The following is a 24,708-nucleotide window of genomic DNA, read 5'->3' on the forward strand; positions in this document are numbered from 1 at the left end:
GGACGCCCTGGTCGTCCTTGTGGCGATCCACCCCCGCCATACGCCCCCCCAGGCTGCGAGCCTGAGGAACTGCCGTCGTGTGCGCCCCCGCCGTATGTGGCTCCCGACATGGCACAGGTGAACGGCTGGATGCTGCCGTCGCCCCCGCCGCGCTATTCGCGACCATCGCTCGACTGGTATCTACGCGTAGGGCATCCACGCTCGGATGTCTGAAACGATGCGTTTGCCCCGCATGGGGTCGACGCAGACCGTGGGAGGTTGACCCGGGCCGGCGGCGCTTTCGGGGCAGGAGACGGCAACGCAGCACGCTCGGCCGGACGACGCGCTATGATGCGGCTGGCGTGACATCACCGCTCCATCCGTCGATCCGAGACGAGACACCCGATAACACGAAGGGGGACCTACCTATGAAGACGCTGCTGCGCGGCCTGCTGACCGCATTCCTGTTCACCGTTTTCGCCGTACCGGCGACGTCGGCATTCGCGGAAGACAAGGTCGTGTATCACATCAACGACGCGGAGCATCAGGCGCTGGCCGGTCTGCGCAACATCCGCAACCAGCTCGATACCGTGCCGGACACCAAGATCGTGGTCGTGGCGCATTCGCAGGGGGTCGACTTCCTGATGGAGAGCTACAAGGACGCGGCGACAGTCGGGCCGCTCATCTCGGCGCTTCACGCGCGTGGCGTCAAGTTCGAGGTGTGTGAGATCACGCTCAAGCAGCGCAATCTGAAGAAGGACCAGTTCGTGCTCGACGCCGACTTCACGCCGTCGGGCGTGGTGGAACTCACGCGTCTGCAACAAAAGGGCTACGCCTACATCAAGCCGTAAGCCCGGCACTTGCTGTGCATCGAAACCCCGGCCCGCGCCGGGGTTTTTGCATTTTGGGAGATGGGCGTGGCGTTCCGGGCATGGCCATGCCCGGTCCCGGCAAGGCCTTTTTGTTTGGCGCACAATAGGCGCAAGCCCGTTCCCGGAGATGTTCCATGCGACACGTCGTCCTACCGTCTTCCGCCCTGCGCCGGTTGCTCGCCGGTACCGCCCTCGTGCTCACCGGGGTGGCGTGCGCACCGATCCCTTACGCCGTGGCCGCCGCGCAGGCGCCGGCACAGGCGCTGACCGATCAGGCCGTCCATCACTACGAAGCCGGACAGCAGACACAGGCGCTTGAGGAGTTCCGCCGGGCGGCCGAACAGGGCAACCGGCTTGCGCAATTCGATTACGCCATGATGCTGCTCAACGGCGAAGGCGTGAATGCCGACCCGGACGGCGCGGTGCACTGGCTGGAACGGGCCGCCAGCGCGGGCATGACGCAAGCGCAGTACGTCTACGCCAAGATGTTCGACGACGGTTACGTCGTCGGCAAATCGATCCCGCAGGCGAACCTCTGGTACGAGAAGGCGGCGAAGCAGGGCCATGTACAGGCGCAGGCGGCTATCGCCAACGAGTACTTCATCGGACGCGGCGTTCCGAAGGACTACAAGACGGCGTTCAGCTGGTACGAGAAAGCCGCGCGCGGCGGCGATCTGCCGTCGCAGTACATCGTGGCGAGCTACTACGAACGCGGCTACGGCGTCGTCACGCCCGACCTCGAGCGCGCCCGCCTGTGGTACGGGAAGGCGGCTGCCCAGGGCGATGTCGCAGCACAGGGCAAGCTCGACGCCATGAACCGCGAGCGCGCCCAACGCACCGCACCCGACAGCAGCCAGGCACCGGTGAAGTAGCCTAACGGCCGCTGCAAATCATGATCACCCTCATTTCTATTGCGAAGAATCCCATCATGAATCGCCGATAGCCGGTCGGTATTCTCAACCTCAACGAATTCATTGTTGAGGAGCGCGAACGACGAACATTGCCAGGGCCGATGGAAGCGCCGGCATTGCACGCTCGCGAAGAGATGATGGAAGCAGACACCCGCCCCGCAGAGACCGACAGCCACGCGAGCGGCGCCGTGTTGCGTCTGCTGACGGGGCCGATGCGTGGCTGCGAGTTCTCCCTCTCGTCTGGCATCACGCTCTTCATCGTCGGTCCGAGCGACCCCGCCTTCGATCGCGGTTGGCAAACGGAAATGCCGCCCAACGCCATCTACGTTCCCATGGATGGCGACGGTGGCGACAACTTCGAAGTGCTGGTCGACGACGCCGGACGCGAGGGGCTGTTCATTCGTGTCCTCAACGAAGGGGCGGGCGCCGAAGTTGCCATCGACGCCACGCAGATCGCGCGTATGGGCGACGTGCGTGTCGGGGTGAAGCGCATCGACGAAGCCTGGTCCGACGACGTGCAGCGCAGCCTGTGCGCCGATGCGCGTCTGGACGACACCATCCATCCCGCAGCACGACAACGCCGTCGCTGGACACGCGCACTCGTGTCGTGCGCCGCGCTCTTGCTCCTCATCGGCGGCGTCTACTACTACCGGCAGTCGGAGCCACAGCGGCAGGCACAGGGCGTCTCGGAGTACCTCGAATCGCTCGGCGGACGTGCCACCGTCTTGCCCGGTAACGACGGCCGCATCTACGTGCTGACCGAAGATCGCGAAGAGCGCAATGCGTTGTCGCGCGCGCTGGGTGCCGATGTCGTCAAGCGCGAGCGGCTGGTGCTCATGGCGCTGGACGAAGAGAACGCGCGCATCACGCAGTGGATCGATGCGTCGCGCACCGACGTGCTGTATTTCAAGCTCTCGCTCGAAGATCCCGCGACGCCGGAGTTGTGGATCAACCGCAGGCAAAGCGGCATTTCCGAGATGGAGATGACCCGCTTCCGGGCGGCGCTGCTCGAGAAGATTCCCTATGCCCGGCGCGTGAGCATCACGCTGCACGACGAAAACGAGGCGAGCGGCGAAGCCGAAGACGCGCTCAAGCGCCAGATGGTGCCGTTCTTGCGCACCGATACGCCCGAAGGCGTGACGTTTCACATCAGCTCCGAACTTGACGACGTGCAGTTGCGCCGGCTGTACGGCTTCATGCAGACCTTCGAGAAGCGCTGGGGCAAGCGTCTCGTGCACTTCAACATCGATTTGAAAGACGACTGGACCGCGCAGCAATCGTATGCCTACGGCTCAGCTTCGTATGTGAAAGAAGGGCCACATCAGTGGCGATTCATCAACAGGCAATAACTCCGGAGACTTAGCGATATGGCCGACATCATTCCGAGCATCAGAAGTAGTAATGAGACGTACCTCGAGGAAACCTCCACCGGCTTCAACGGACCCGTGGACGCCCTGAAGCAGCGCATGGAAGACGCCCTGCAAAAGGTCAAGGACGATCCGACGGATTCGGCGTCGATGGCCTCATTTCAGGCGGCCATGGCGGCGTACACGTCGTTGCGTGCGGGACAGTCGAGCACCATCAAGTCGCTCAAGGATGCCGTGCAAGGGGTCGTTTCCAAGTTCTGACGACGCGGTCGTTGCTGCGCTGTCGTTGCCGCTGTCGTTGCCGTTATCGCCTGCCATTTCACGAGGTTGCCATGCTATTCGATCCATCGTTGTCGTCCATCCTGGCGTTGCAAAAGACGACGCCCCCCGTGCTCGCGGCCGAACCCGGCGTGGGCGAATCGCTGGAGTCGCGCTTCATGAACGCACTGGCGAACACCTCAGCAGAGTTCGAGGCCAAACGTGGCGACATCGTCAGTGCGGCAACGAACTTCGATCCCACCAGCGCGGAGAGTGCGATCGCGTTGCAGATGCGGCTCGCGGACTACGGCGTCGGTGTGTCGATGGTGGCGACGGCAGCACGCAAGACGGTCGGCGCCGTGGAGGCGTTACTGCGGTGAAACTCCGGAACGTCTTCCCTCTCGTCGTCGTGGTGCTTCTGACGGGCTGTCGCAAGTCCGAGACGCTGCTCAGCGCGCTCGACCAGCAGCAGGCCAACGAAGTGGCCGCGGTGCTGCTGCGCCACGATATCGAGACGCAGAAGATCGACGCAGGGAAGGCGGGATACACGATTACCGTCGACGCGGCAGATTTTCCGCAGGCGGTCGACTGGCTCAAGACCTACGATCTGCCACCGCGCCCGCGCATGGAGATTGCGCAGATGTTCCCGCCCGATTCGCTCGTGGCGTCGCCGCGCGCGGAACGCGCGCGACTCTACTCCGCCATCGAGCAGCGTCTGGAGCAGTCCGTTCGGCTGATGCAGGGCGTGCTCGCCGCGCGCGTGCACGTGAGTTATGACGTGGACGGTCAGAACGGGGAGCCGACGAAGACCAGTCCGCACATCTCGGCCGTGGTGGTGTACCAGAGCGGTGCGAACGGCACGGAACTGATCAACGACATCCGGCGATTTCTCAAGAACAGCGTGGACGATCTGCGCTACGAGAACATCTCCGTCGTGCTGTCGCAGCAACCGGCAACGCTCGGTGCGCGCGCGCCCATGCCGCTTGCGATGCCGCGCGCCGACGAGCGTCCGGTCTGGCCTTATCTGGCGATAGGCGGCGCGGCGCTATTCCTCCTGGCGGTCGCCGCGCTGGGGGCGCGCATGCGGGCGTCGCGCGCAGGGTGGCCACGACGGGCCAACGCGCCCGAGACGAAGGAGGGCTGACCATGTCGCTCAAGCCCACGCCCGGTCTGCACGAATCGCAGAGCGCCATCGCCGTGTGCTGGCGCACGATGATGTTCGACCCGGTGTCGTACATCCATGCGGCACGCTTCGTGTATCCGGCGCAGTTTGCGTCGCCGCGCCAGCGCGCCGTCATCAACGAGATGCTCATCGCAGGCTTCCGGCTCGACAGTCGTTGGCCGTTCGACCAGATCGGCATCGTGGAGCGGCCGTGGGTGCTGAACTGGCGATTGCTGCCCCAGGTGGCCTATCTGATGGGCTGTCAGGCACGCAAGGCGAGCCTGTGCCGGCGTGCGGCGCTGCTGCGGCTTCCCGAGTGGGCGTATGCGTATGCCAAGTTGCCCGTGCTCGACGCCACCCTGCACGCCGTGCGTCGCGCACGCTATCGATGCATCAACAAGGGCTTTCGCAAGTCGTCGGCAAATGCACCGATCACGTCCAGTTGATGATTGGTGCCAATGAGTTGCGGCGCGCCCGTGAGTCTGATGTCGGTGATGATCTCCTCTACGCTGAGATGTTCGTGTGCAGTGCGCGACATGGCGAAAGCCGCCAGCAGCACCCCTGCGATGCCCTCCGGGTCGTCGAACACGATGACGGGACAACCGACGGGCAGAGGGCTGTTGTGCTTCGCGCCGGCATCGTCGGGCGAGGGCATGTGGCGTAACGCGTTTTCAATGAATTGCAGGGTCTGCGTGACGTACAGACGATCGGACGACACCTCCGATGCGTGCCGGTAAGGCGCGTGTAGCACCGAGAACGTGACCTCGGTCTCGGACGAGCGAAGCGACGTGGAATACACGCTGAAATCGGTCACAAAGGTGGCCGCCGTGCTGGTGGTGACGTGTCGCCGACTCATGCGGATGGCCCCTTCGTGACGCTCGGCGCCGTGCGGCTCGCATTGCGCTGTGACGTGCACGACTACCGCCGGGCGCAGGCGCATCAGCAGCGCGAGGAAGCCTTCGACGGCACCGGACTGTGGCGTCTGGCACAGCACGGCGAGCGGTTGTCCGTCCACGTGGATGACGCTGGCCGGCAACAGCGTGCCATCGGGGCCATGCAGTGCCGTTTGTCGTGCGGCCCAGAGCTTGCGCTGCCGGCTCGTCGACAGCTCGCGGTGGTAGTGCTCGAGAAAGGGCGGGCTACGTTCCGTGATCAGCTTGTAGTGACCGGTCACGTTCTGCGCCGAGCCCATGCGCTGCTTGAGTTCGCACAGCGCGTCCTGTGTGCGTCCGCGCTCGAAGATGTCGACGGCGCACGTGTCGGGATTGCCGCGCCAGTCGAGCTGACGCTTGATACCTTGCAGCAGGCGGTTCTTGACACAAGTTGTGGCGTTGCGCAGCAGCCAGACGATCACAAAAGGCTGGTCGAGGCGCATGGCGCGCACGCCCGGACGCGAGGACTCGGGCCCTTTCGCCGGTGCGTTCGGATGCGAGGTGAGCGCCATATCGCGGGCACGACGCCACAAATGCGGATGCCGGTATGCACTCCATCCGATGAGCAGAACGAGATAGCCGTCGCGGTTCACGCCGACCGTCGTGCGGGCGGGATCGACCGCATGCCGGCAGATCAGACGATGGAGCTGTTCGGCCTCCTGGTTGGTCATGGTGGCGGCGTTGATCTGGGTGTGGATCGATGCCATGCGTTGAAATGCCTCCCGAGTCCAGAACGTTCGAAAGACAATGGTCATGTCCACTGCGTGATGCCGCTTGCAGGTTTGGCTCATCGTATACGTGCGACCCCGGCGCGGCCGTGAGACCGACGCTGGGTGTTACCTGACGTCCCTTGGCGGGGCACTCAGGCGGGGCACGGATCAACCCATTCTTCGAGTTCTGAGCATGGTCTGGATCAAGGCGTCATTTGCCCGACCGGACGCGCGCAACTCCTCGAGGATGCTCGATGCGCTGGAGGGCTGCGATGCGCTTTCCGCACGTTCCTCGTCCGGCGTCTTCGGCAGGGGTTTCGACATCAGCACGGTGTCCAGCGAATCCCGGCTTCTGGCAAAGGGCGGCGATTCCGACGCCCCTGACACGTTCGAGTCTTCCGATGCGGAGCGGCTGAAGATCGGTCGGTTCCCCGGCGGGAAATCGAAGATAAAGGCACGCGGTGGTTTGGGCGGTGCGCCCGTGGGCGAGGTAGTTCGCGGCTTTGGTACCGGTCGGGAGATGGTGGCGCTGTCCGGGACAAAATCCTCATGCATCTCGCGCGACTTGTCGACGCTTGCGACAAACGCGTCGCGATCCTGCTTGGGCGGGAGGGGGGGCGAGGGATCGTCAGCCGCCATCATGGCGTCGAACTCGCGTCGCAACTGTGCGGCCTGATGTTGCACACGATGATAGTTTTCCGAGGCGTCGGTATCGTAACCGTCGTCCGAGTCCCACCCGACGTCGCTGCCGCTGGGTGTCGGGAGGTTACCGTTGAGCATCGCGCTCAGCAGATAAGCGGGCAACTGGCGTCTCGACTGCTCTGGCGTCACGAGGCGTGAGGCCTCCAAGGGATGCGTCTCCGGTGTTGCGGATGACGTGCCGTTCGTCGGCTGCCCCGAATGCCTCGGCTGACCGGGCAACGACAGCCTCGTCAGTAAGGCCTGCACGGGCGCCCGGTCTGTGCGCAGATCCTTGAACTTGAACGCATCGATGATGGAACGTGGCGGCTGCGTGGACAGGTCATGCTGCTTGAGCAGACTTTGGGCGCGCTTGCACTGATGCGGGTGCAGTAAGAACGCTCTGCCTTTGAAGGTCACGAGTTGACCGTCTTTGGTGATGCCGATGCGTTTGCCCTCGGCGCCGAGCGCATTCGTGATCTGCTCCATGGGAAACGATGAGGTCACCGGTGATGAAGCCATGGATTGCAGCGTAGGGAGCATGCTCATTGCGAAGTCCTCCTTCGATGGTGTGCATGACGCTTACCGGACTCCGTCCTCCGATGACTGCGGCGAACTCGGCGAACGCACATGCGTGTCGTTTGAGCCTCGTTTTTATCGGATTCGGCCTGAGCGGAATCCCACCTTTCGCTCATTGAAATAGGCAAAAGCTTCGACTGAACGAAAAAACGGCAGGGCGATTGCCCTGCCGCTTTCGTGATGTCGTGATGTCGTGATGCCGATGGCGCGCGTTGGCGTGGCCGCTGCGATTCGCTAACTCTGCATGAGGCGCTTCTCGCGCGCCACGCTCATGAGAATGCCGACCCCGAGACCCAGCGTGACGAGCGCGGTGCCGCCGTAGCTCATGAACGGCAGCGGCACACCGACGACCGGCAGAATGCCGCTCACCATGCCCATGTTCACGAACGCGTAAGTGAAGAAGATCATGGTGACGGCCCCCGCGAGCAGGCGGCCGAACAGGGTCGCGCCGCTGGCGGCGATCATCAGCCCGCGCGCGACCAGCAGCAGATACAGCACGATCAGCACGCCTTCGCCGATCAGGCCGAACTCTTCTGCGAACACCGCGAAGATGAAGTCGGTATGCTTTTCCGGGATGAATTCGAGGTGAGCCTGCGTCCCTTTGAGCCAGCCCTTGCCGGTGGTGCCGCCCGAACCGATGGCGATCACCGACTGAATCGTGTGGAACCCCTTGCCGAGCGGATCGGAGGTCGGGTCCAGCAGCGTGCACACGCGGTGCTTCTGGTAATCGTGCAGGATGTGCCACTCGACGTCCGGCTGGCAAATCTTGTCTTCGAGCGCGAGGATCGTGCCGATGCCGATCACGCCGGCAATGAGCACCGGCAGAATCAGCTTCCACGACAGCCCGGCCAGATAGATGACGTAGAGGCCGGCGGCGGCCACCAGCAAACCGGTGCCGAGGTCGGGCTGCTTCGCGATCAGGCCCACGGGAATGCCCAGCAGGGCGATCGCGGCGAGATAGTCGAACCAGCGGATGTTGCCTTCACGCTTCTGGAAGTACCAGGCCAGCATGAGCGGCATGGCGATCTTCATGATCTCGGACGGCTGAATGACCATGCCGACGTTCAGCCAGCGCTTCGCGCCTTTTTTCGTCAGACCGAACATCGCCACCGCAATGAGCAACGCAACGCCTGCCGTGTAGAGCGGCACGGCGAACTTCATCAGCGTCTGCGTCGGCAACATGGCCAGCACCCACATCAGAATGAACGTCAGCACGATGTTGCGGATCTGGTCTTCCACACGGCCCGGCACGTCGATACTGGCGCTGTAGAGCGTGACCAGTCCCACGCACAGCAACAGGAAGACGATGAGCGCAAGCGGCTTGTCGAAGGCGGCGAACAGGCGTTTGACCTGCTCTTTCCACGTATGTTTGTCGAGCGCCATCATGGCGTTCCTCCTTGCGGGCTTCGTGCTCCCTGACCCTGAGCACGGATAGCGGCGCGATGGCGGGCCTCGTCGGCGACGGTCGGACTGACGGCCGGTTTGTTGGGCGGTGATGGAGGGGGAGACTGCGGCGAGGGTTTTGCCGGGTCGGCCGTCGCGGCAGAGGCTTTGCCCGGGACTGCCCGCGCCGTACCGACGGGCGCTGCCGACGTACCCGACGCCACGCGCGGCACCAGCGTGGTGGTGGGCGCGGTCGCCGTAGCGACGTTGCGGTCAAGCTCGGCGGCGCTGGCGGGCGGCGCGTCCGGCGTTGCGGAGACGGCCGACGCCGCCCCGGCACCCGAAGCCGCCGCCTGCAACGCGGCCGCTTCCGCAGCGCGTTCCTTCGGTTCGGTAATGAGGTAGTAATCGAGCAGGCTGCGCGCGACCGGTGCGGCCTGCGCACCGCCCCAACCGGCGTTCTCGACGATCAGCGCGATGGCGATCTTCGGGTCGTCGGCCGGTGCGAAGGCGATGAACAGCGCGTGGTCGCGCTTGAACTCGGGAATCGCGTTGTGGTTGTACTTCTCGTTCTTGCCGAGCGAGTACACCTGCGCGGTCCCCGTCTTGCCGCCGGCGTCGTACGGTGCACCGGCGAATGCCTGACGTCCCGTGCCCTCCTTGATGACGCCGACCATCGCACGTTTGACGAAGTCGATGTCCGCCTGCTTGTACGGCAGACGTGCGCTCTCGTGCGGCACGGTGAGCTGACGCGAGTGCGAGACCGGATCCTCGACCGCCTTCACCAGGTGAGGCTTCATCACCACGCCGTTGTTGGCGAGCGTGGCCGTGGCGTGGGCGAGTTGCAGAATCGTGAACGAGTTGTAGCCCTGACCGATACCCAGGCTGATCGTCTCGCCGTCGTACCACTTCTGCTGGGCCGGCTTCTTGTACGCCTTTCGCTTCCACTCGGTGGACGGCAGAATGCCGCGCGCCTCGCCTTCGATGTCGATGCCCGTCAACTGGCCGAAGCCGAGCGGCGCCATGAAGTCGTGGATCGCGTTCACGCCGAGATCGTGCGCGAGCATGTAGTAATACGTGTCGTTCGAGACCACGATCGAGCGGTACATGTCGATCCAGCCCTGACCGTTACGCACGTCGTTGCGGAACGTGTGGTTGCCCAGCGTGAACGAGCCCGTGTCCTGGAAGCCCCAGTTCGTCGTGCGCTTACCGAGTTCGAGCCCTGCGAGCGCCATGAACGGCTTGTACGTCGAGCCGATCGGATAGGTGCCGCGCAGCGGTCGATTGAGCAGCGGGCGGTCGGGCGAGTTATTCAGGGCGTCCCAGTTCTGCTGGTCGATGCCTTCGACGAACAGGTTCGGATCGAAGCTCGGCGCCGACACGAAGGCCAGCACGTCGCCCGTCTTCGGTTCGATGGCCACGACCGCGCCACGACGCCCCGCAAACGCCTGTTCGGCCACTTGCTGGAGCTTGATGTCGATGGACAGCACGAGGTTGTCGCCGGGGGTGGCCGGGGTGCGCGAGATCGTGCGCACCGGACGACCGCCGGCCGTCACTTCGATTTCCTCGAAACCGGTGATGCCGTGAAGCTGCGTTTCGTAGCTTTGCTCGACGCCGATCTTGCCGATGTAATCGGTGCCCTTGTAGTTGTTGGCATCGCGCCGGATGTCGTACTTCGCGCTGTCGCTGTCGTTCTCTTCGCTCATCGCGTCGATACGCTGACGGTCGCGCTGCGAGATCCGGCCGATGTAGCCGATCACGTGCGCGGCCGTCTCGCCGAGCGGATATTGACGGAACAGGCGCGCGTGCACGTCGACCCCCGGAAACCGGAAGCGCTGGGCGGTGAAGCGTGCGACTTCTTCATCCGTCAGTCGTGTGCGGATCGGCAGGCTCTCGAAGCTCTTGCTGTCGTCCATCAGCTTCTTGAAGCGGGCGCGATCGCGGGGCGTGATCTCGATCACGTCGGACAGATCGGTGACCAGATCTTCGAGCGGGCGACCGATCTTCGACGGCGTGATTTCGAGCGTGTAAGCGGAATAGTTGCGCGCCAGTACCACGCCGTTGCGATCCATGATCACGCCGCGATTGGGCACGATGGGGGCGAGCGAGACGCGGTTTTCGTCGGCTTGCAGGGCGTACTGGTTATGACGGAAGACTTGCAGATAGACGAAGCGCACCGCGAGCAGGCTGAAGCAGATCAGCACGAAAAGCGCGGCCGCCGTTACCCGCAGGTGAAACGTCTGTAGCTGTTGCTGGGGATTCTTGAACTCGGTCATGCTGGCATGGTGGGGCGCTTAGGTGCGATCCGACGGCAGTCGCCGTCAGATCGGACGCGTATCGTCGCGGTCGACGGCGCGTTTCTGGGGCGCCAGCAGCAAGATACTGATCACCGGCCAGAGCACGGCTTCCACGAAGCTGGCGGCGAGCGGCCACCAACCCGGAAACGCGGCACCTGTGGCCAGGCGAATGATGAACGGCACGACGTGCGCGAGCAGCAGCAGCGGCAGCACCGTCAGTGCCTGACCGAGCAGCGTGAAGAACAGCACGCGGCGGTGAATCATGATCGCGCCGTACGACAGCAGCGTGTAGGCGAGGGCGTGTTCGCCGAGCAGACCGGCGTTGTGCACGTCCATCAGCAACCCGACGAGAAACGCGACGCCCATGCCGACCTTGCGCGGCTGGTGGATGTTCCAGAACATCAGCACCAGCGCGACGAAGTCGGGCATGGCCGGGGCGTGTCCCCACGGCATGAGGTTCACCAGAAACGCCACCACGAGACTGAGCGCGATGAAGTACGGATTGACCGGCAGCAGGATGTATTGCGGTCGTGGCATGTGAGTTCCTTAATGACCCTTGCGGGCGCCCGGCGCGAGTTTCGGATCGGCGCGCGTGCCGCCCTTCGGCGCGGGCTTGCTGCCGCTGGCCGACGGATCGGAGGCGCGCGCGAGATCGGCGGCGGCGTCCGGATGCAGGGCGAGCGGCGTGGTGTATTGCAGGACCAGCACCTGACGCTGGCTGCGCAGATTCGCTACCGGCTGGCACAGGATGCGGGCGAAGGCGGTGTCCGAGACACGGTCGACCTTGGTGATGCGCGCCACCGGCAAGCCGGCGGGGTAGACGCCGTCCAGACCGCTGGTGGCAATCTCGTCGCCGACCTTCACGTCGGCCGAGAGCGGAATGAAGCGCAGGTCGAGCACGTCGCCGCGCAGCCCGCCGTAGATCACGCTGTGCACGCCGCTGCGGGTGACCTGCACCGGCACGGCCTGTTCCTTGTCGGTGAGCAGCGTGACTTCGCTTTGCATCAGGAAGACGCGCGAGACCTGACCGAGCAGGCCCTGTTCGGTGACGACGGGCGCACCGAGCTTGACGCCGTGCTTCGTGCCGCGATCGATGACCACACGCTGCGTGAACGGATCGCGCGTGTCGTATTCGATTTCTGCGGGAATGCTGGGTACGGACAGACGCTCGCGCAAGGCCAGCATCTGACGCAGATGTTCGTTCTCGGCCACGAGCTGGTTGTTGCGCTGGGCCTGAACGGAGAGTTCGAGATTACGCTCGCGCAGCGTGCCGTTTTCGGACGAGAGCTGCGATTCGGTCGAGAAGAACCCTGCCACGCCGAGAATGGCGTCGCGCGGCAACAGCATCATGCGTTGCACAGGATAGAGCGCGGTGCCGACAACGGCGCGCACCCGTTCCAGCGTGTTGTAGTGCGAGTCGACCACGAGCAGGCCGATGGCGAGCGCGACGAAACAGATCAGCCGGGCCAACGCCGACGGTCCCTGTTTGAACAGTGGCGGCGGACTGTACTGCATGGTGGGCCCTTCAGGGAAGCACGCGCAGCGAGACGCCGCGGTGCGCGAGTAGTGTCAGTCGGGCGCGACGCAGGGGCGCGAGGCCCGACTCCGTGCGCGAGGTCGTGCGGCGTGGCTGGCCGTCCCGGGCGAGGGGTGGAAGGGAATATCCCACCGCGCCGGACGACGAACCACGCACGTTGGCTTACTCGTAGGAGAAGATGCTGCCGAGCTTGTCCATACGCTCGAGCGCCATGCCCGAGCCGCGCACCACGCAGGTGAGCGGGTCTTCGGCGACGAGCACCGGCAGGCCGGTTTCTTCGGCAAGCAGACGGTCCAGATCGCGCAACAGCGCGCCACCGCCCGTGAGCATCATGCCGCGCTCGGCGATGTCTGCACCCAGTTCCGGCGGGGTCTGTTCAAGGGCGATCTTCACCGACGACACGATCTGGTTGAGCGGATCGGTCAGAGCTTCGAGGATTTCGTTGCTGGAGATGGTGAAGGCGCGCGGAATCCCTTCCGAGAGGTTACGGCCCTTGACTTCCATTTCCTTGACTTCGGAACCCGGGAAGGCCGAGCCGATTTCCTTCTTGATCGCTTCAGCGGTCTGTTCGCCGATGAGCATGCCGTAGTTGCGGCGGATGTAGTTGACGATCGCTTCGTCGAACTTGTCGCCGCCCACGCGCACCGAACCCTTGTAGACGATACCGCCCAGCGAGATCACGCCGACTTCGGTCGTGCCGCCGCCGATGTCGACGACCATCGAGCCCGTGGCTTCCGAGACCGGCAGGCCGGCACCGATGGCAGCGGCCATCGGCTCTTCGATCAGATACACCTGCGAGGCGCCGGCACCGTGTGCGGCTTCCTTGATGGCGCGACGCTCGACCTGGGTCGAACCGCACGGCACGCAAATGATGATGCGCGGCGACGGCGAGAACAGGCGCGACTCGTGAGCCATCTTGATGAACTGCTTGATCATCTGCTCGGTCACGGTGAAGTCGGCGATCACGCCGTCCTTCATCGGACGAATGGCTTCGATGTTGCCCGGGACCTTGCCGAGCATTTGCTTGGCTTCTTTACCGACGGCCTGAATCGTCTTCTTGCCGCTCGGGCCACCTTCCTGACGGATGGCGACCACCGAGGGTTCGTCGAGAACGACGCCCTTGCCGCGCATGTAGATCAGGGTGTTGGCCGTGCCCAGGTCGATGGCCAGGTCGTTGGAGAAATAGCTGCGAAGAAAACCGAACATGCAAAATCCTGTGTTTGCGTGAGGCCGCCCAATGCGAATTTGACTGGGACGGCTGCCTGTCGTCTGGGTTCCGGCCTGTTCGCAAAAAAATCGCCAGGCGCCACGCGGCGGCTCGCGAAACGTGCGGACAAACCGAGGAATGCGGTACTGGGCAGGAGGCGGGGCTGCCGTCAAAAATTCGTCGCGTCAGGGTCTTCCAATGGACTGCGCGATCGTCTGTCGCGCCCCCCGGACTGGCCGTGGCCCACCTGCGCGACAGCGGCGGAGGGTGCAAAAACACGCTCCGACGCAAATTTAATGCGCAATGATACCTTATAATTTCGCAGGTTTTGCAGGAAAAACGAGCACGTTGACGCCACATTCGACCCCCGCGGCAGTTTCGCCCGGACCCTTGCGGCATGGCGTGTCGGCCCTCCTGCGCGGCGCGGTGCACGGAGTAAAACGACGGACGGGTTCGGTCTCGTGCGCACATTCTCCGCACTCTGTCCCTAATTTTGGCGACAGACATGCATCCGGCTGCTCTCCAATGCGCATTTTTTCGGGATTTCTTCATGGCTTTGAATCTCTCCGACGTCAAACGCATCGCTCATCTCGCACGTCTCGAGCTGGCCGATGACGAGGCGGCTCACATGGAAAAGGAGCTCAACGGCTTCTTCGCGCTCGTCGAACAGATGCAGTCGGTCGACACGAATGGCGTTGCCCCGCTCGCGCACCCGATCGAACAGATTCAGGAAGTCGCTCAGCGCCTGCGCACCGACGCGGTGACCGAGCAGGTCGACCGCGAGGCGAATCAGCGCCCGGCGCCGGCCGTGCAGGACGGTCTCTACCTCGTGCCGAAGGTCATCGAGTGAGTCCGGCGTCGCGTGCGTGACGCCCCGCCAGCCCGGCGCCGCGCGACGCATCGCCCACGGTCCTTCGCTGCGGTTGTCGTACCGCACGGTCGAGACCGATGTGACCGCTTTCGTCATGACCGCCTGATTCGGTCGCCCTTGCGGTCGATTTTGCGATTTTTCATGCCGTTTTTCATGCGCTACCCAGTACAGCAGCCATCATGGAACAAGATCTGATTCACCTTCAGGATTTGCGCGCCGCGCTCGACGCCAAGCGCGTCTCGAGCGTCGAGCTGACGCAGCACTATCTGGACCGCATCGCCGGTGCCGCCGATCTGAACGCCTTCGTGCACGTCAATGCCGAGGCGAGCCTCGCGCAGGCCCGTGCCGCTGACGCGCGCATTGCCGCCGGCGACGGCGCCAACCAGCCGTTGCTCGGCATTCCCGTGGCGCACAAGGACGTGTTCGTCACGCGTGGCTGGCACAGCACCGCCGGCTCGCGCATGCTCAAGGGCTACGAGAGCCCGTTCGATGCGGCCGTCGTCGAGCGTCTGTCGAACGCCGGCATGGTCACGCTGGGCAAGACCAACATGGACGAGTTCGCCATGGGCTCGTCGAACGAAAACTCTTACTACGGTCCCGTGAAGAACCCCTGGGACAAGCTGGCTGTGCCGGGCGGATCGTCGGGTGGTTCGGCGGCGGCGGTGGCGGCGCGTCTCGCGCCGGTCGCGACCGGCACCGACACCGGCGGCTCGATCCGTCAGCCGGCCGCCTTCTGCGGTGTGACCGGCATCAAGCCGACGTATGGCCGCGTGTCGCGTTACGGCATGATCGCGTTCGCTTCGTCGCTCGATCAGGGCGGCCCGTTCGGTCACAGCGCGGCGGATTGCGCGTGGCTGCTTAACGGCATGGCCGGTTTCGACGCCCGCGATTCGACCAGTCTTGAGCGTGCAGACGAAGACTTCGCGCGCGGTCTGGGCAAGCCGCTCGACGGCGCCACGGCCGACAAGCCGCTGGCCGGCCTGCGCATCGGTCTGCCCGCCGAGTACTTCGGTGAAGGGCTCGACGCCGACGTGCGCGAATCCATCGACAACGCGCTGGCCGAGTTCGAGAAACTCGGCGCGGTGCGCGTGCCGGTGTCGCTGCCGAAGACGGAACTGTCGATCCCCGTGTACTACGTGCTGGCTCCGGCGGAAGCCTCGTCGAACCTGTCGCGTTTCGACGGCGTGCGCTTCGGCCACCGCGCGGCCGAATATCGCGATCTGCTCGACATGTACAAGAAGTCGCGCGCCGAAGGCTTCGGTACCGAGGTCAAGCGCCGCATTCTCGTGGGCACGTACGTGCTCTCGCACGGTTACTACGACGCCTACTACTTGCAGGCGCAGAAGATCCGCCGTCTGATCGCGCAGGACTTCCAGAACGCGTTTGCCCAGTGCGACGTCATCATGGGGCCGGTGGCGCCGTCGGTGGCGTGGAACCTCGGCGAGAAGAGCGCCGACCCGGTGCAGATGTATCTGGCCGACATCTACACGCTGTCGGTGAGCCTCGCCGGTCTGCCGGGCATGAGTCTGCCGGTCGGCCCGGGGCGCAACGCGCGTCCGGTCGGGCTGCAAATGATCGGCAACTACTTCGACGAAGCCCGCCTGCTGCAAGTGGCCGACGCGTTCCAGCGTGCGACCGACTGGCACAAGCGCGCACCGACGGGCGTCTGATCATGGACCGCCAGCGCGTTCAGCACGACACGCTCTCGCACGCCGCCGTCTCCACGGACGGCTCGCGCGACTCACGCGATACCGCGCCGACCTACCGTCGGTTGATGTCTCGCGCCTTGATGCTCGCCGGCATGGTGCTCACGCTCGCGTCGTGCTCCCTGCCGTTCTCGCGTCCCACGCCGATCGCTTACCGCGAAATCAATCTGTCGGGCTATTGCTCGCAGACGGATGAAGACGGCTTTCGCGAACAGGCGACGCTCAAGGTGCAGGGCAATCAGGTGCAGTCGCTGGACTGGCGTCTGTGGGTGGGCAGCCGTGGCAGTTGCCACTTCAATCTGGCGGATTTTCACCAGACGAAGTGGCGTCCGAGCATCGAGCTGCAAGCCAACAGCGGTAGCTGCAAGCTGCTGATCTGGCAGGACCCGGGTAACGTGACCATCGGGCATGCCAATTGCGAGGCGTACTGCTCGGCGGGCATCTACGAGAACGCGTGGCCGGTGAGCTTCGATCCGCAGTCGGGCGTTTGCGCTCGGGATACGCGCCGGTAAGCGCATATCGGCATATCGATGCGTATCGACCGACGTCGGACGGATATCGGGCTGGCATCGACGAACAGGAACAGACCGGGACGTCGCCTACGTGGCACGACCGGCAGCTAAGGCAAGGCCAGAGGCCATGCCGACACGTTGAGAAGGCAGGGCCATCGCGCCGTGCCGACAAGTTGAGACAAGGGTGAACCTTATGCAATGGGAAGTCGTTATTGGTCTGGAGACGCACGCACAGCTCTCCACCGCTTCCAAGATTTTCTCGGGCGCGTCGACGCAGTTCGGCGCAGCCCCCAACACGCAGGCCTGCCCGGTGGATCTGGCGCTGCCCGGCGTGCTGCCCGTGCTCAATCGCGGCGCCGTCGAGCGTGCGATCGAGTTCGGCCTGGCCATTGGCGCGACGATCGCACCGCGCAGCATCTTCGCGCGCAAGAATTACTTCTATCCGGATCTGCCCAAGGGCTATCAGATCAGCCAGTACGAGATCCCGGTGGTGCAGGGCGGCGCGCTGAAGATTCAGGTCGAAGCCGATGCCCGCACCGGCCGTGAAGCCTACGAGAAGGTCGTGACGCTCACGCGGGCTCACCTCGAAGAAGACGCAGGCAAGTCGCTGCACGAAGACTTCGCCGGCATGACCGGCATCGACCTGAACCGCGCCGGTACGCCGCTGCTGGAAATCGTGACGGAGCCTGAAATGCGCAGCGCGGCCGAGGCCGTGGCTTATGCGAAGGCACTGCACGGTCTGGTCGTCTGGCTCGGCATCTGCGACGGCAACATGCAGGAGGGCTCGTTCCGTTGCGACGCCAACGTGTCCGTGCGTCCGGTCGGTCAGAAGGCATTCGGCACGCGTGCCGAAATCAAGAACCTGAACTCGTTCCGCTTCCTCGAAGAGGCGATCCAGTACGAAGTGCGCCGTCAGATCGAACTGATCGAAGACGGCGGCACCGTGGTGCAGGAAACGCGTCTGTACGATCCGGACAAGAAGGAAACGCGTTCGATGCGCAGCAAGGAAGACGCGCACGACTACCGTTACTTCCCGGACCCGGATCTGATGCCGCTCGCGATCGACGCCGAATGGATCGAGCGCGTGCGTGCCGCCCTGCCGGAACTGCCGGCCGGCATGCAGGCCCGCTTCGTCGAGTCGTACGGTCTGTCGGATTACGACGCCGCCGTGCTCACGCAGTCGAAGGCGCAAGCCGCTTACTTCGAAGCCGTGGTCGCCAAGGCAGGCAAGGCCAGCGCCAAGCCCGCCGCGAACTGGATCATGGGCGAACTGTCGTCGCTGCTCAATCGCGAAGACATCGCCATCGACGCCAGCCCGGTCTCGAGCGCCCAGCTCGCCGGTCTGCTCGCGCGCATTGCCGACAACACGATTTCGAACAAGATCGCCAAGGAAGTCTTCCAGCTGATGTGGGAAGAGCGCGCCAGCGACGAAGGCGCCGCCGATCGCATCATCGAGGCGAAGGGTCTCAAGCAGATCACCGACACGGGCGCGATCGAGAAGATCATCGACGAAGTGCTGGCCGCCAACGCCAAGTCCGTCGAGGAGTTCCGTGCGGGCAAGGAGAAGGCGTTCAACGCGCTGGTCGGACAGGCGATGAAGGCCACGAAGGGCAAGGCCAACCCGGCGCAGGTCAACGAGCTGCTCAAGAAGAAGCTCGGTGCCTGATTCGGTGGCCGATGACGGGGGCCGGTCGCGATAGCTGCCGGTCACCGACAGACGCCAAAGGCGCGGTAGCCGAAGTTCGGCGCCGCGCCTTTTGTTTTGCGTCGGAAATTTCTTGATGGGGGCCTTCGCATTTGTGCGTTTTCCCAGAGCGTCGAGCATTTGCACGGATCCCGAAGCGCCCCTTGTCCGCCCCCCGCGCCGTTATCTCCCGGGGCGATTCGCTAATGCCGAGCGCTTTTTTTGTGCCGTACGCAAATTGCGCCATACTCCGAGTTGGTTTTCACGCAGGAGTCGGCGATGTTCGAGAAATACCGCGTCCCCCTTGGCAAGAAGCTGGACCTCTCGGCCTTCGATCCGGCCGACAAGCCGTTTTCCGGCGACAGTAAGGACGACGACAAGGCGCGTCTGACGGAACTCGCACTCAAGCTCGACGAGTTGCAGACGATCCTGCACGCCAACAGCCGCCATCGCGTGCTGCTCGTGCTCCAGGGCATGGACACCAGCGGCAAGGACGGCACCATTCGTGCCGTGTTCCAGAACGTCGATCCGCTCGGGATTCGCGTGGCCAATTTCAAGTCGCCCACGCCGATAGAGCTGGCGCGCGACTTCCTCTGGCGGGTGCACATGGTGGTGCCCGCAGCGGGCGAACTGGCGATCTTCAATCGCAGCCATTACGAAGACGTGCTCATCACGCGCGTGCACGACTGGATCGACGCCGACGAGTGCAAGCGCCGCTACACGCATATCAACAACTTCGAGCGGCTGCTCGCGGACAACAACACGCACATCATCAAGTGCTTCCTGCATATTTCGGCCGACGAGCAGCGCAAACGGCTTCAGGAACGCATCGACGATCCGGACAAACACTGGAAATTCGAGCTGGGCGACCTCAAGGAACGCAGCTTCTGGCCGCAATACACAAAGGCCTACGAGGCGGCCCTGTCGGCAACGTCGACGGAATATGCGCCGTGGTATATCGTGCCTTCCGACTCAAAACGTCACCGTAATCTGATGGTGGCAGAGTTGCTGGTGCAGGCGCTGACGGAACTGAATCTGTCCTATCCGCCTGCCAGACCCGAGTTGACGGGCATGAAGGTGGAGTGAAGCACGACATGAAGTGACGTGTCGCCGCGTGTAGAGATTGGTAACGACTTGAATGGACGTGAACGGCCGTGGCAACGATCCACGGTTGTTTTATCAGTAGAAACAGACGCGACCGGGCGAGCGGGGGCTTGGCCGGTGAGTTGGCGTCGCATGGGGAAACGGGGAAGAAGATGAGTGACGAGAACGCCCGCCGGCCGGTGCCGGGGGACGCGGCTGCCCGTGGGCAGGAGAGTGCAGCCAAACCGCTCGGCCATACCGCGCCGGGGTCGGGGCGCCGCCGCTGGGTGGTGGGTTTGCTGGCGATCGTGGTGATCGCAGGCGCGTTCGTGTGGCTGCGATCACGCGGTGCACAGGCGCCGGTCAAGACGGCCGCCGCGCCGTCGGTCACGGCCGCGACGGTCGAGGTGCGCGACGTGCCGGTGCGGCTCATCGCCAACGGCACGGTCACCGCCCGCCAGACCATCGACGTCCGCCCGCAGATCTCCAGCACGATCCGGCAGGTCCACATCAAGGAAGGGGACTTCGTCAAAGCCGGGCAACTGCTGTTCTCGCTCGATGCGCGCATGGACGAGGCCAACCTCAAGAAGGTGCAGGCGCAGCTGGCCAAGGACGAAGCCGATCTCGCCAACGCCCGTCGCACGCTGGCGCGTACCAAGCAATTGATTGCCGAGCACTTCGTCTCGCAAAGCGCGCTCGATACGGCGCAAAGCGGCGTGGACAGCCTTACCGCGCAAGTCGCCGCTGACCGCGCCGCGATTGCCGCGAGTCAGGTGGCCGTCGACTACAACCAGATCCGCGCGGGCATCGATGGCCGCACCGGCGCGATCAACGTGCATCCGGGCAGTCTCGTGACGCCGGGCGGCGCGGCGCTCGTGAGCATCACCCAGCTCGATCCCATCGACATCAGCTTCACGTTGCCCGAAGGCGCACTGGCCGAATTGCAGGCCGCGCGTGCCGGTGGTCCCGTCGCGGTCACCGCGACGCTCGGCACGACGGGCGTGAACGTCACCGGTCAGCTCAGCTTCATCGACAACGCCGTCGATTCCCAGACAGGCACGATCCGTCTGAAGGCGGCCTACGACAATCGCGACGCGAAGCTCTGGCCCGGCATGTACCTCAACGTCGCGGTGATCGGCCGAGTGCTCAAACAGGCCAGCGTGGTGCCGCCGCAGGCGGTGCAGACCGGCCCGGACGGCAAGTTCGTCTACGTGATCGGCAACGACGGCAAGGTCAGCGCGAAGCCGGTGAAGGTCGGCTACGTGGAAGCGAAGCTCGCGGTCGTCGAGGGTGTGGCCGCCGGGGCGAAGGTCGTGCAGGAAGGCGCGGAGAACCTGCGTCCGGGCAACACGGTGACGGTCGTGGCGTCGCGTGACGCCGCGAACGGCGCTACGGTCGCGTCCGCAGGTGATAAGGGCGATAGCGGGAAGGCCCCATGAACCTCTCAGAACTCTGTATCCGCCGGCCGGTCATGACGATCCTGCTGTGCGTGGCGGCCGTGGTTGCTGGCCTGATCGCGTACGGCCAGATTCCGATTTCCGCCCTGCCCAGCTATAACTCGCCGGTCATTCAGGTCACGGCCACGTTGCCGGGCGCGAGTCCGGAGACGATGGCCGCCTCGGTGGCCGCGCCGATGGAGAAGCAGTTCTCGACCATTGCCGGTGTGGCGGTCATCAGTTCGACCAATACGCAGGGCACCACGTCGATCATCATCGAATTCGACAGCGACCGCGATATCGACGCGGCGGCGGTCGACGTGCAGGCGGCGCTGTTCCGCGCGCAGCGCAAGCTGCCGGTGGAGATGACCACGCCGCCGTCGTACCGCAAGGTCAATCCGGCCGATGCGCCGATTCTGTTCCTCGCGATGAACTCGCCGTCGATGTCGCTCGCCGAACTCGACGACTACGCAGAAAACCTCGTCTCCCCCACGCTGTCCACGCTGCCCGGTGTGGCGCAGGTGCTGATCTTCGGGCAGAAGCGCTTCGCTGTGCGTGTGAAGGCGCGCCCCGATGCGCTCGCCGCGCGCAAGCTCACGCTCGACGACGTGGCGCGCGCGCTTGCGTCGGCCAACGCCAACAGCCCCGTGGGCACGCTCGACGGCAGCCGTCAGACGCTGACCATCGAAGCCAACCGGCAGATGACGAAGGCCGAGCAGTTCGCGAACCTCATCATCGCCAGCGTGAACGGCAACCCCGTGTACCTGCGCGACGTGGCCGACGTGCAGGACAGCGTCGAGTCCGTAAAGACGGGGAGCTGGGTCAACGGCGAGCGCTCGATCGTACTCGCGGTGCTGCGTCAGCCCAATGCGAACACGGTGGCGACGGTCGATCAGGTGAAGGCGGCACTGCCGCGTCTCGCGGAGCAAATGCCGCAGTCGATTCAGGTCAAGCTGCTCAACGACCGCTCGGTGTCGATCCGCGAGTCCATCGACGACGTGCAGTTCACGCTCGCGCTCACGGTGATTCTCGTCACGCTCGTGATCTTCCTGTTCCTGCGACGGCTGGCCGCCACGCTCATTCCGGTGATGTCGCTGCCGGTGTCGCTGATCGGCACCGTCGCGCTCATGAAGGGCATGGGCTACTCCATCGACAACATCTCGCTGCTGGGTATCACGCTCGCCGTGGGGCTGGTGGTCGACGACGCCATCGTGATGCTCGAAAACATCGTGCGTCACATCGAGAACGGCGTGCCGCCGCTGCGCGCCGCGCTCGTCGGCTCGCGCGAGATGGGTTTCACGATTCTCTCGATCTCGATTTCGCTGGTCGCCGTCTTCATCCCCATCTTCTTCATGCCGGGCGTGATCGGGCTGATGTTCCACGAGTTCGCCGTGGTGGTGTCGCTGGCGATTCTGGTGTCGGCTGCGGTGTCGCTCACGCTGATTCCGATGCTGTGCAGCCGCTATCTCAAGCACGAGCAGGACGAAGGCATGGGGCTGCGCGCCACGCAATGGTTCGAGGACGGCTTCGTGTGGGTGCAGAACGCCTACGTACGCAGCGTCGACTGGTGTCTGGCGCATCGCAAGTGGGTGATGGGGGCCGCAGGGGCGACGTTCATCGCCACGGGCGTGCTGTTCGCCACGATTCCGAAGGGCTTCTTCCCGAGCGAAGACATCGGTCAGGTGCAGGTGACGGCCGAGGGCGCGCAGGACATCTCGTTCACGGCAATGTCGGCGTTGCTGCGTCAGGCGGGCGACATCATCCGTGCGAACCCGGCGGTCGAGACCGTGATCGTGTCGGCCAGCGACAGCAATCAGGGCCGCATGTTCATCAACCTGAAACCGCACGGCCAGCGTGCGCACATGAGCGAGGTGCTCGAAGCGTTGCGGCGCGAGGTGAAGCAGGTGCCGGGGCTGAACGTCTACTTCAATCCGGTGCAGAACCTGCAACTGGGCGGCAAGCAGAGCAAGAGCCGTTACCAGTATGTGATGCAGAGCGTGAAGCCGGGCGAGATGCAGTTGTGGTCCGATCGTCTCATGACGATGATGCGCGCCGATCCGATCTTCCGCGACGTGACGACCGACGCACAGATGAAGGGCCTGCAAGCGCAACTCACCATCGACCGCGACAAGGCGAACACGCTGGGCGTGGCGATCGGCGACATTCGCAGTGCGCTCTACAGTGCGTTCGGGGAGCGTCAGGTCTCGACCATCTACACGCCGAGCGACAGCTATCAGGTGATCTTGCAGGCGGACGATAACGACCGCCGCGACGAAGGCGCGTTCGACAAGATCTATGTGCGTGGCAAGGGCGGGGCGCTGGTGCCGCTCTCGGCCGTAGCGACGGTCGAGCGCAAGATGGGGCCGGTTTCCGTGAACCATCAGGGCCAGTTGCAGGCGGTGACCCTGTCGTTCAACCTCGCGCCGGGTGCCGCGCTGGGCGATGCGTCGCAAAAGATCGTGGGCTTCCAGCATCAACTGGGCTTCCCGCCGAGCATCATCACGAGCTGGGGCGGCGACGCGGCCGCGTTCCAGAAATCGCAGGCCAGTCAGGTCGTGCTGCTCGTCGGCGCATTGCTGGTGATCTACGTGCTGCTCGGCGTGCTGTACGAGAGCTACATCCATCCGATCACGATTCTGGCGGGTCTGCCGTCGGCTGCGGTGGGCGCGCTCATCACGCTGCGTCTGTTCGGCATGGACCTCTCGCTCATCGCGGTGATCGGCATTCTCATGCTGATCGGTATCGTGAAGAAGAACGCCATCATGATGATCGACTTCGCGCTCGACGCGCAGCGCAACGGTGGCATGACACCGACGCAGGCGATTCGCCAGGCGTGCGCGCTGCGCTTTCGCCCCATCATGATGACCACGCTGGCGGCGCTCATGGGGGCCTTGCCCATCGCGCTCGGCCTCGGTGCGGGCGCTGAGCTGCGACAGCCGCTCGGTCTCGCGGTGGTGGGCGGGTTGCTGTTCTCGCAGGTGATCACGCTCTACATCACGCCCGTCATCTATCTCTATCTCGACCGCTTCGCCGGTAAGGGCCCGCTCGTGCTGCCCGGCGACAAGGCGGCGAACGACGGCGGCGAGCGTCGCGATGACGCAGGCGGGGCTCACGGCATGGAGCGCACCGCAGGCGTCGATGGACTCAAAACCGGTCACGTGCACTAAGCGGTGACTGTCTGCTCGCGCGGCATGTCCCCCGGCATGTCGCGCGTCTGAATGCCCCCCATCACAAGCGCATCCGCATCTGTCATCCGGAAGCCATGTCCTATGGCTTGTGAATCGGCTGATTCCTGACATTTCCGTGCGCCTTCAAGTGCCCTTGGATTGCGTTTAGTCGCATTCCTATTTTTGCGTTGAAGCAACCGTCGGCGTCCTGCCGTCCGGTTTCCAGACCCCGTCTTGCTCTGCCCTGCATTTCGCGATGTATTTCGCGACTGTCGACGCGCGTCCGTAGGTATCGGAAATGGCGCACCAATGGGCGATTTCTTGCTTGCGTCGAATGTCAATTTGCGAAAGACGTGCGCCGCACGCGACAACGCGAA

Annotated in this window: 21 protein-coding genes; 14 read left to right on the forward strand and 7 right to left on the reverse strand. The window is 64.3% G+C overall.

The window, feature by feature from the left end; all coding sequences use genetic code 11:
• Positions 1-407 precede the first annotated feature (407 nt).
• The 7 genes from A9762_RS15930 (at position 408) to A9762_RS15960 (ending at position 4,995) form a co-directional block, all read left to right on the forward strand.
• On the forward strand, positions 408-830 hold the full coding sequence (locus tag A9762_RS15930; RefSeq protein WP_069342998.1) for a DsrE family protein: 423 nt from the start codon (positions 408-410) through the stop codon (positions 828-830).
• A gap of 155 nt (positions 831-985) precedes the next feature.
• Positions 986-1,723, forward strand: a complete 738-nt coding sequence (locus A9762_RS15935; protein ID WP_069342999.1) for a tetratricopeptide repeat protein — start codon at positions 986-988, stop codon at positions 1,721-1,723.
• 176 nt (positions 1,724-1,899) lie between these two features.
• Positions 1,900-3,111: a PrgH/EprH family type III secretion apparatus protein gene (locus tag A9762_RS15940; RefSeq protein ID WP_170836254.1), complete on the forward strand. Its 1,212-nt coding sequence runs from the start codon at positions 1,900-1,902 to the stop codon at positions 3,109-3,111.
• 18 nt (positions 3,112-3,129) lie between these two features.
• Positions 3,130-3,390, forward strand: a complete 261-nt coding sequence (gene sctF / locus A9762_RS15945; protein ID WP_069343001.1) for a type III secretion system needle filament subunit SctF — start codon at positions 3,130-3,132, stop codon at positions 3,388-3,390.
• 71 nt (positions 3,391-3,461) lie between these two features.
• Positions 3,462-3,767, forward strand: coding sequence for a type III secretion system inner rod subunit SctI (gene sctI, locus A9762_RS28565; RefSeq protein WP_069343002.1), 306 nt, complete (start codon positions 3,462-3,464; stop codon positions 3,765-3,767).
• A complete protein-coding gene (locus A9762_RS15955) occupies positions 3,764-4,531 on the forward strand; it encodes an EscJ/YscJ/HrcJ family type III secretion inner membrane ring protein (protein WP_069343003.1) in 768 nt (255 codons plus the stop codon). The genes sctI and A9762_RS15955 overlap by 4 nt, the downstream gene beginning before the upstream one ends.
• Positions 4,532-4,533: 2 nt before the next feature.
• Entirely contained in the window at positions 4,534-4,995 is a 462-nt protein-coding gene (locus A9762_RS15960; RefSeq protein WP_069343004.1) for a hypothetical protein, read from the forward strand.
• Here A9762_RS15960 and A9762_RS15965 read toward each other — a convergent pair.
• The 7 genes from A9762_RS15965 to A9762_RS15995 form a co-directional block, all read right to left on the reverse strand.
• Positions 4,932-6,188 (reverse strand): hypothetical protein, encoded by a 1,257-nt coding sequence (locus A9762_RS15965; protein WP_069343005.1) that lies wholly within the window; start codon positions 6,186-6,188, stop codon positions 4,932-4,934. The genes A9762_RS15960 and A9762_RS15965 overlap by 64 nt on opposite strands.
• Positions 6,189-6,359: 171 nt before the next feature.
• Positions 6,360-7,418: a hypothetical protein gene (locus tag A9762_RS15970; RefSeq protein WP_069343006.1), complete on the reverse strand. Its 1,059-nt coding sequence runs from the start codon at positions 7,416-7,418 to the stop codon at positions 6,360-6,362.
• Positions 7,419-7,682: 264 nt separating this feature from the next.
• Positions 7,683-8,831, reverse strand: coding sequence for a rod shape-determining protein RodA (rodA, locus tag A9762_RS15975; RefSeq protein WP_069343049.1), 1,149 nt, complete (start codon positions 8,829-8,831; stop codon positions 7,683-7,685).
• Positions 8,831-11,107, reverse strand: coding sequence for a penicillin-binding protein 2 (gene mrdA, locus A9762_RS15980; RefSeq protein ID WP_083253979.1), 2,277 nt, complete (start codon positions 11,105-11,107; stop codon positions 8,831-8,833). Before mrdA ends, rodA begins: the two co-directional genes overlap by 1 nt.
• 45 nt (positions 11,108-11,152) lie before the next feature.
• On the reverse strand, positions 11,153-11,665 hold the full coding sequence (gene mreD, locus A9762_RS15985) for a rod shape-determining protein MreD (RefSeq protein WP_039394706.1): 513 nt from the start codon (positions 11,663-11,665) through the stop codon (positions 11,153-11,155).
• A 9-nt stretch (positions 11,666-11,674) separates the two neighbouring features.
• A complete protein-coding gene (gene mreC, locus A9762_RS15990; RefSeq protein ID WP_069343007.1) occupies positions 11,675-12,643 on the reverse strand; it encodes a rod shape-determining protein MreC in 969 nt (322 codons plus the stop codon).
• Between the two features lie 184 nt (positions 12,644-12,827).
• Positions 12,828-13,871 carry a rod shape-determining protein gene (locus A9762_RS15995; protein ID WP_010805637.1) on the reverse strand — a complete coding sequence of 348 codons (1,044 nt, stop codon included), beginning with the start codon at positions 13,869-13,871 and terminating at the stop codon, positions 12,828-12,830.
• 551 nt (positions 13,872-14,422) lie between these two features.
• Here A9762_RS15995 and gatC point away from each other — a divergent pair.
• From gatC to A9762_RS16030, 7 genes are all read left to right on the forward strand, one after another.
• Positions 14,423-14,722 carry an Asp-tRNA(Asn)/Glu-tRNA(Gln) amidotransferase subunit GatC gene (gene gatC / locus A9762_RS16000; protein WP_069343008.1) on the forward strand — a complete coding sequence of 100 codons (300 nt, stop codon included), beginning with the start codon at positions 14,423-14,425 and terminating at the stop codon, positions 14,720-14,722.
• Between the two features lie 200 nt (positions 14,723-14,922).
• The gene (gatA, locus tag A9762_RS16005; RefSeq protein WP_139133254.1) at positions 14,923-16,413 is read left to right on the forward strand and encodes an Asp-tRNA(Asn)/Glu-tRNA(Gln) amidotransferase subunit GatA; all 1,491 of its coding nucleotides are present in this window, start codon (positions 14,923-14,925) and stop codon (positions 16,411-16,413) included.
• 119 nt (positions 16,414-16,532) lie between these two features.
• Positions 16,533-16,961 carry a hypothetical protein gene (locus A9762_RS16010; RefSeq protein WP_240493592.1) on the forward strand — a complete coding sequence of 143 codons (429 nt, stop codon included), beginning with the start codon at positions 16,533-16,535 and terminating at the stop codon, positions 16,959-16,961.
• 193 nt (positions 16,962-17,154) lie between these two features.
• Positions 17,155-18,627 (forward strand): Asp-tRNA(Asn)/Glu-tRNA(Gln) amidotransferase subunit GatB, encoded by a 1,473-nt coding sequence (gatB, locus tag A9762_RS16015; RefSeq protein ID WP_069343009.1) that lies wholly within the window; start codon positions 17,155-17,157, stop codon positions 18,625-18,627.
• Positions 18,628-18,924: 297 nt separating this feature from the next.
• Entirely contained in the window at positions 18,925-19,731 is an 807-nt protein-coding gene (locus A9762_RS16020; protein WP_069343010.1) for a polyphosphate kinase 2 family protein, read from the forward strand.
• A 170-nt stretch (positions 19,732-19,901) separates the two neighbouring features.
• Positions 19,902-21,167 carry an efflux RND transporter periplasmic adaptor subunit gene (locus A9762_RS16025; RefSeq protein WP_083253987.1) on the forward strand — a complete coding sequence of 422 codons (1,266 nt, stop codon included), beginning with the start codon at positions 19,902-19,904 and terminating at the stop codon, positions 21,165-21,167.
• Positions 21,164-24,331, forward strand: a complete 3,168-nt coding sequence (locus A9762_RS16030; protein ID WP_069343011.1) for an efflux RND transporter permease subunit — start codon at positions 21,164-21,166, stop codon at positions 24,329-24,331. The genes A9762_RS16025 and A9762_RS16030 overlap by 4 nt, the downstream gene beginning before the upstream one ends.
• Positions 24,332-24,708: the final 377 nt, after the last annotated feature.

The organism is Pandoraea sp. ISTKB (assembly GCF_001721285.1).
GTDB classification, from domain to species: Bacteria; Pseudomonadota; Gammaproteobacteria; order Burkholderiales; family Burkholderiaceae; genus Pandoraea; species Pandoraea capi.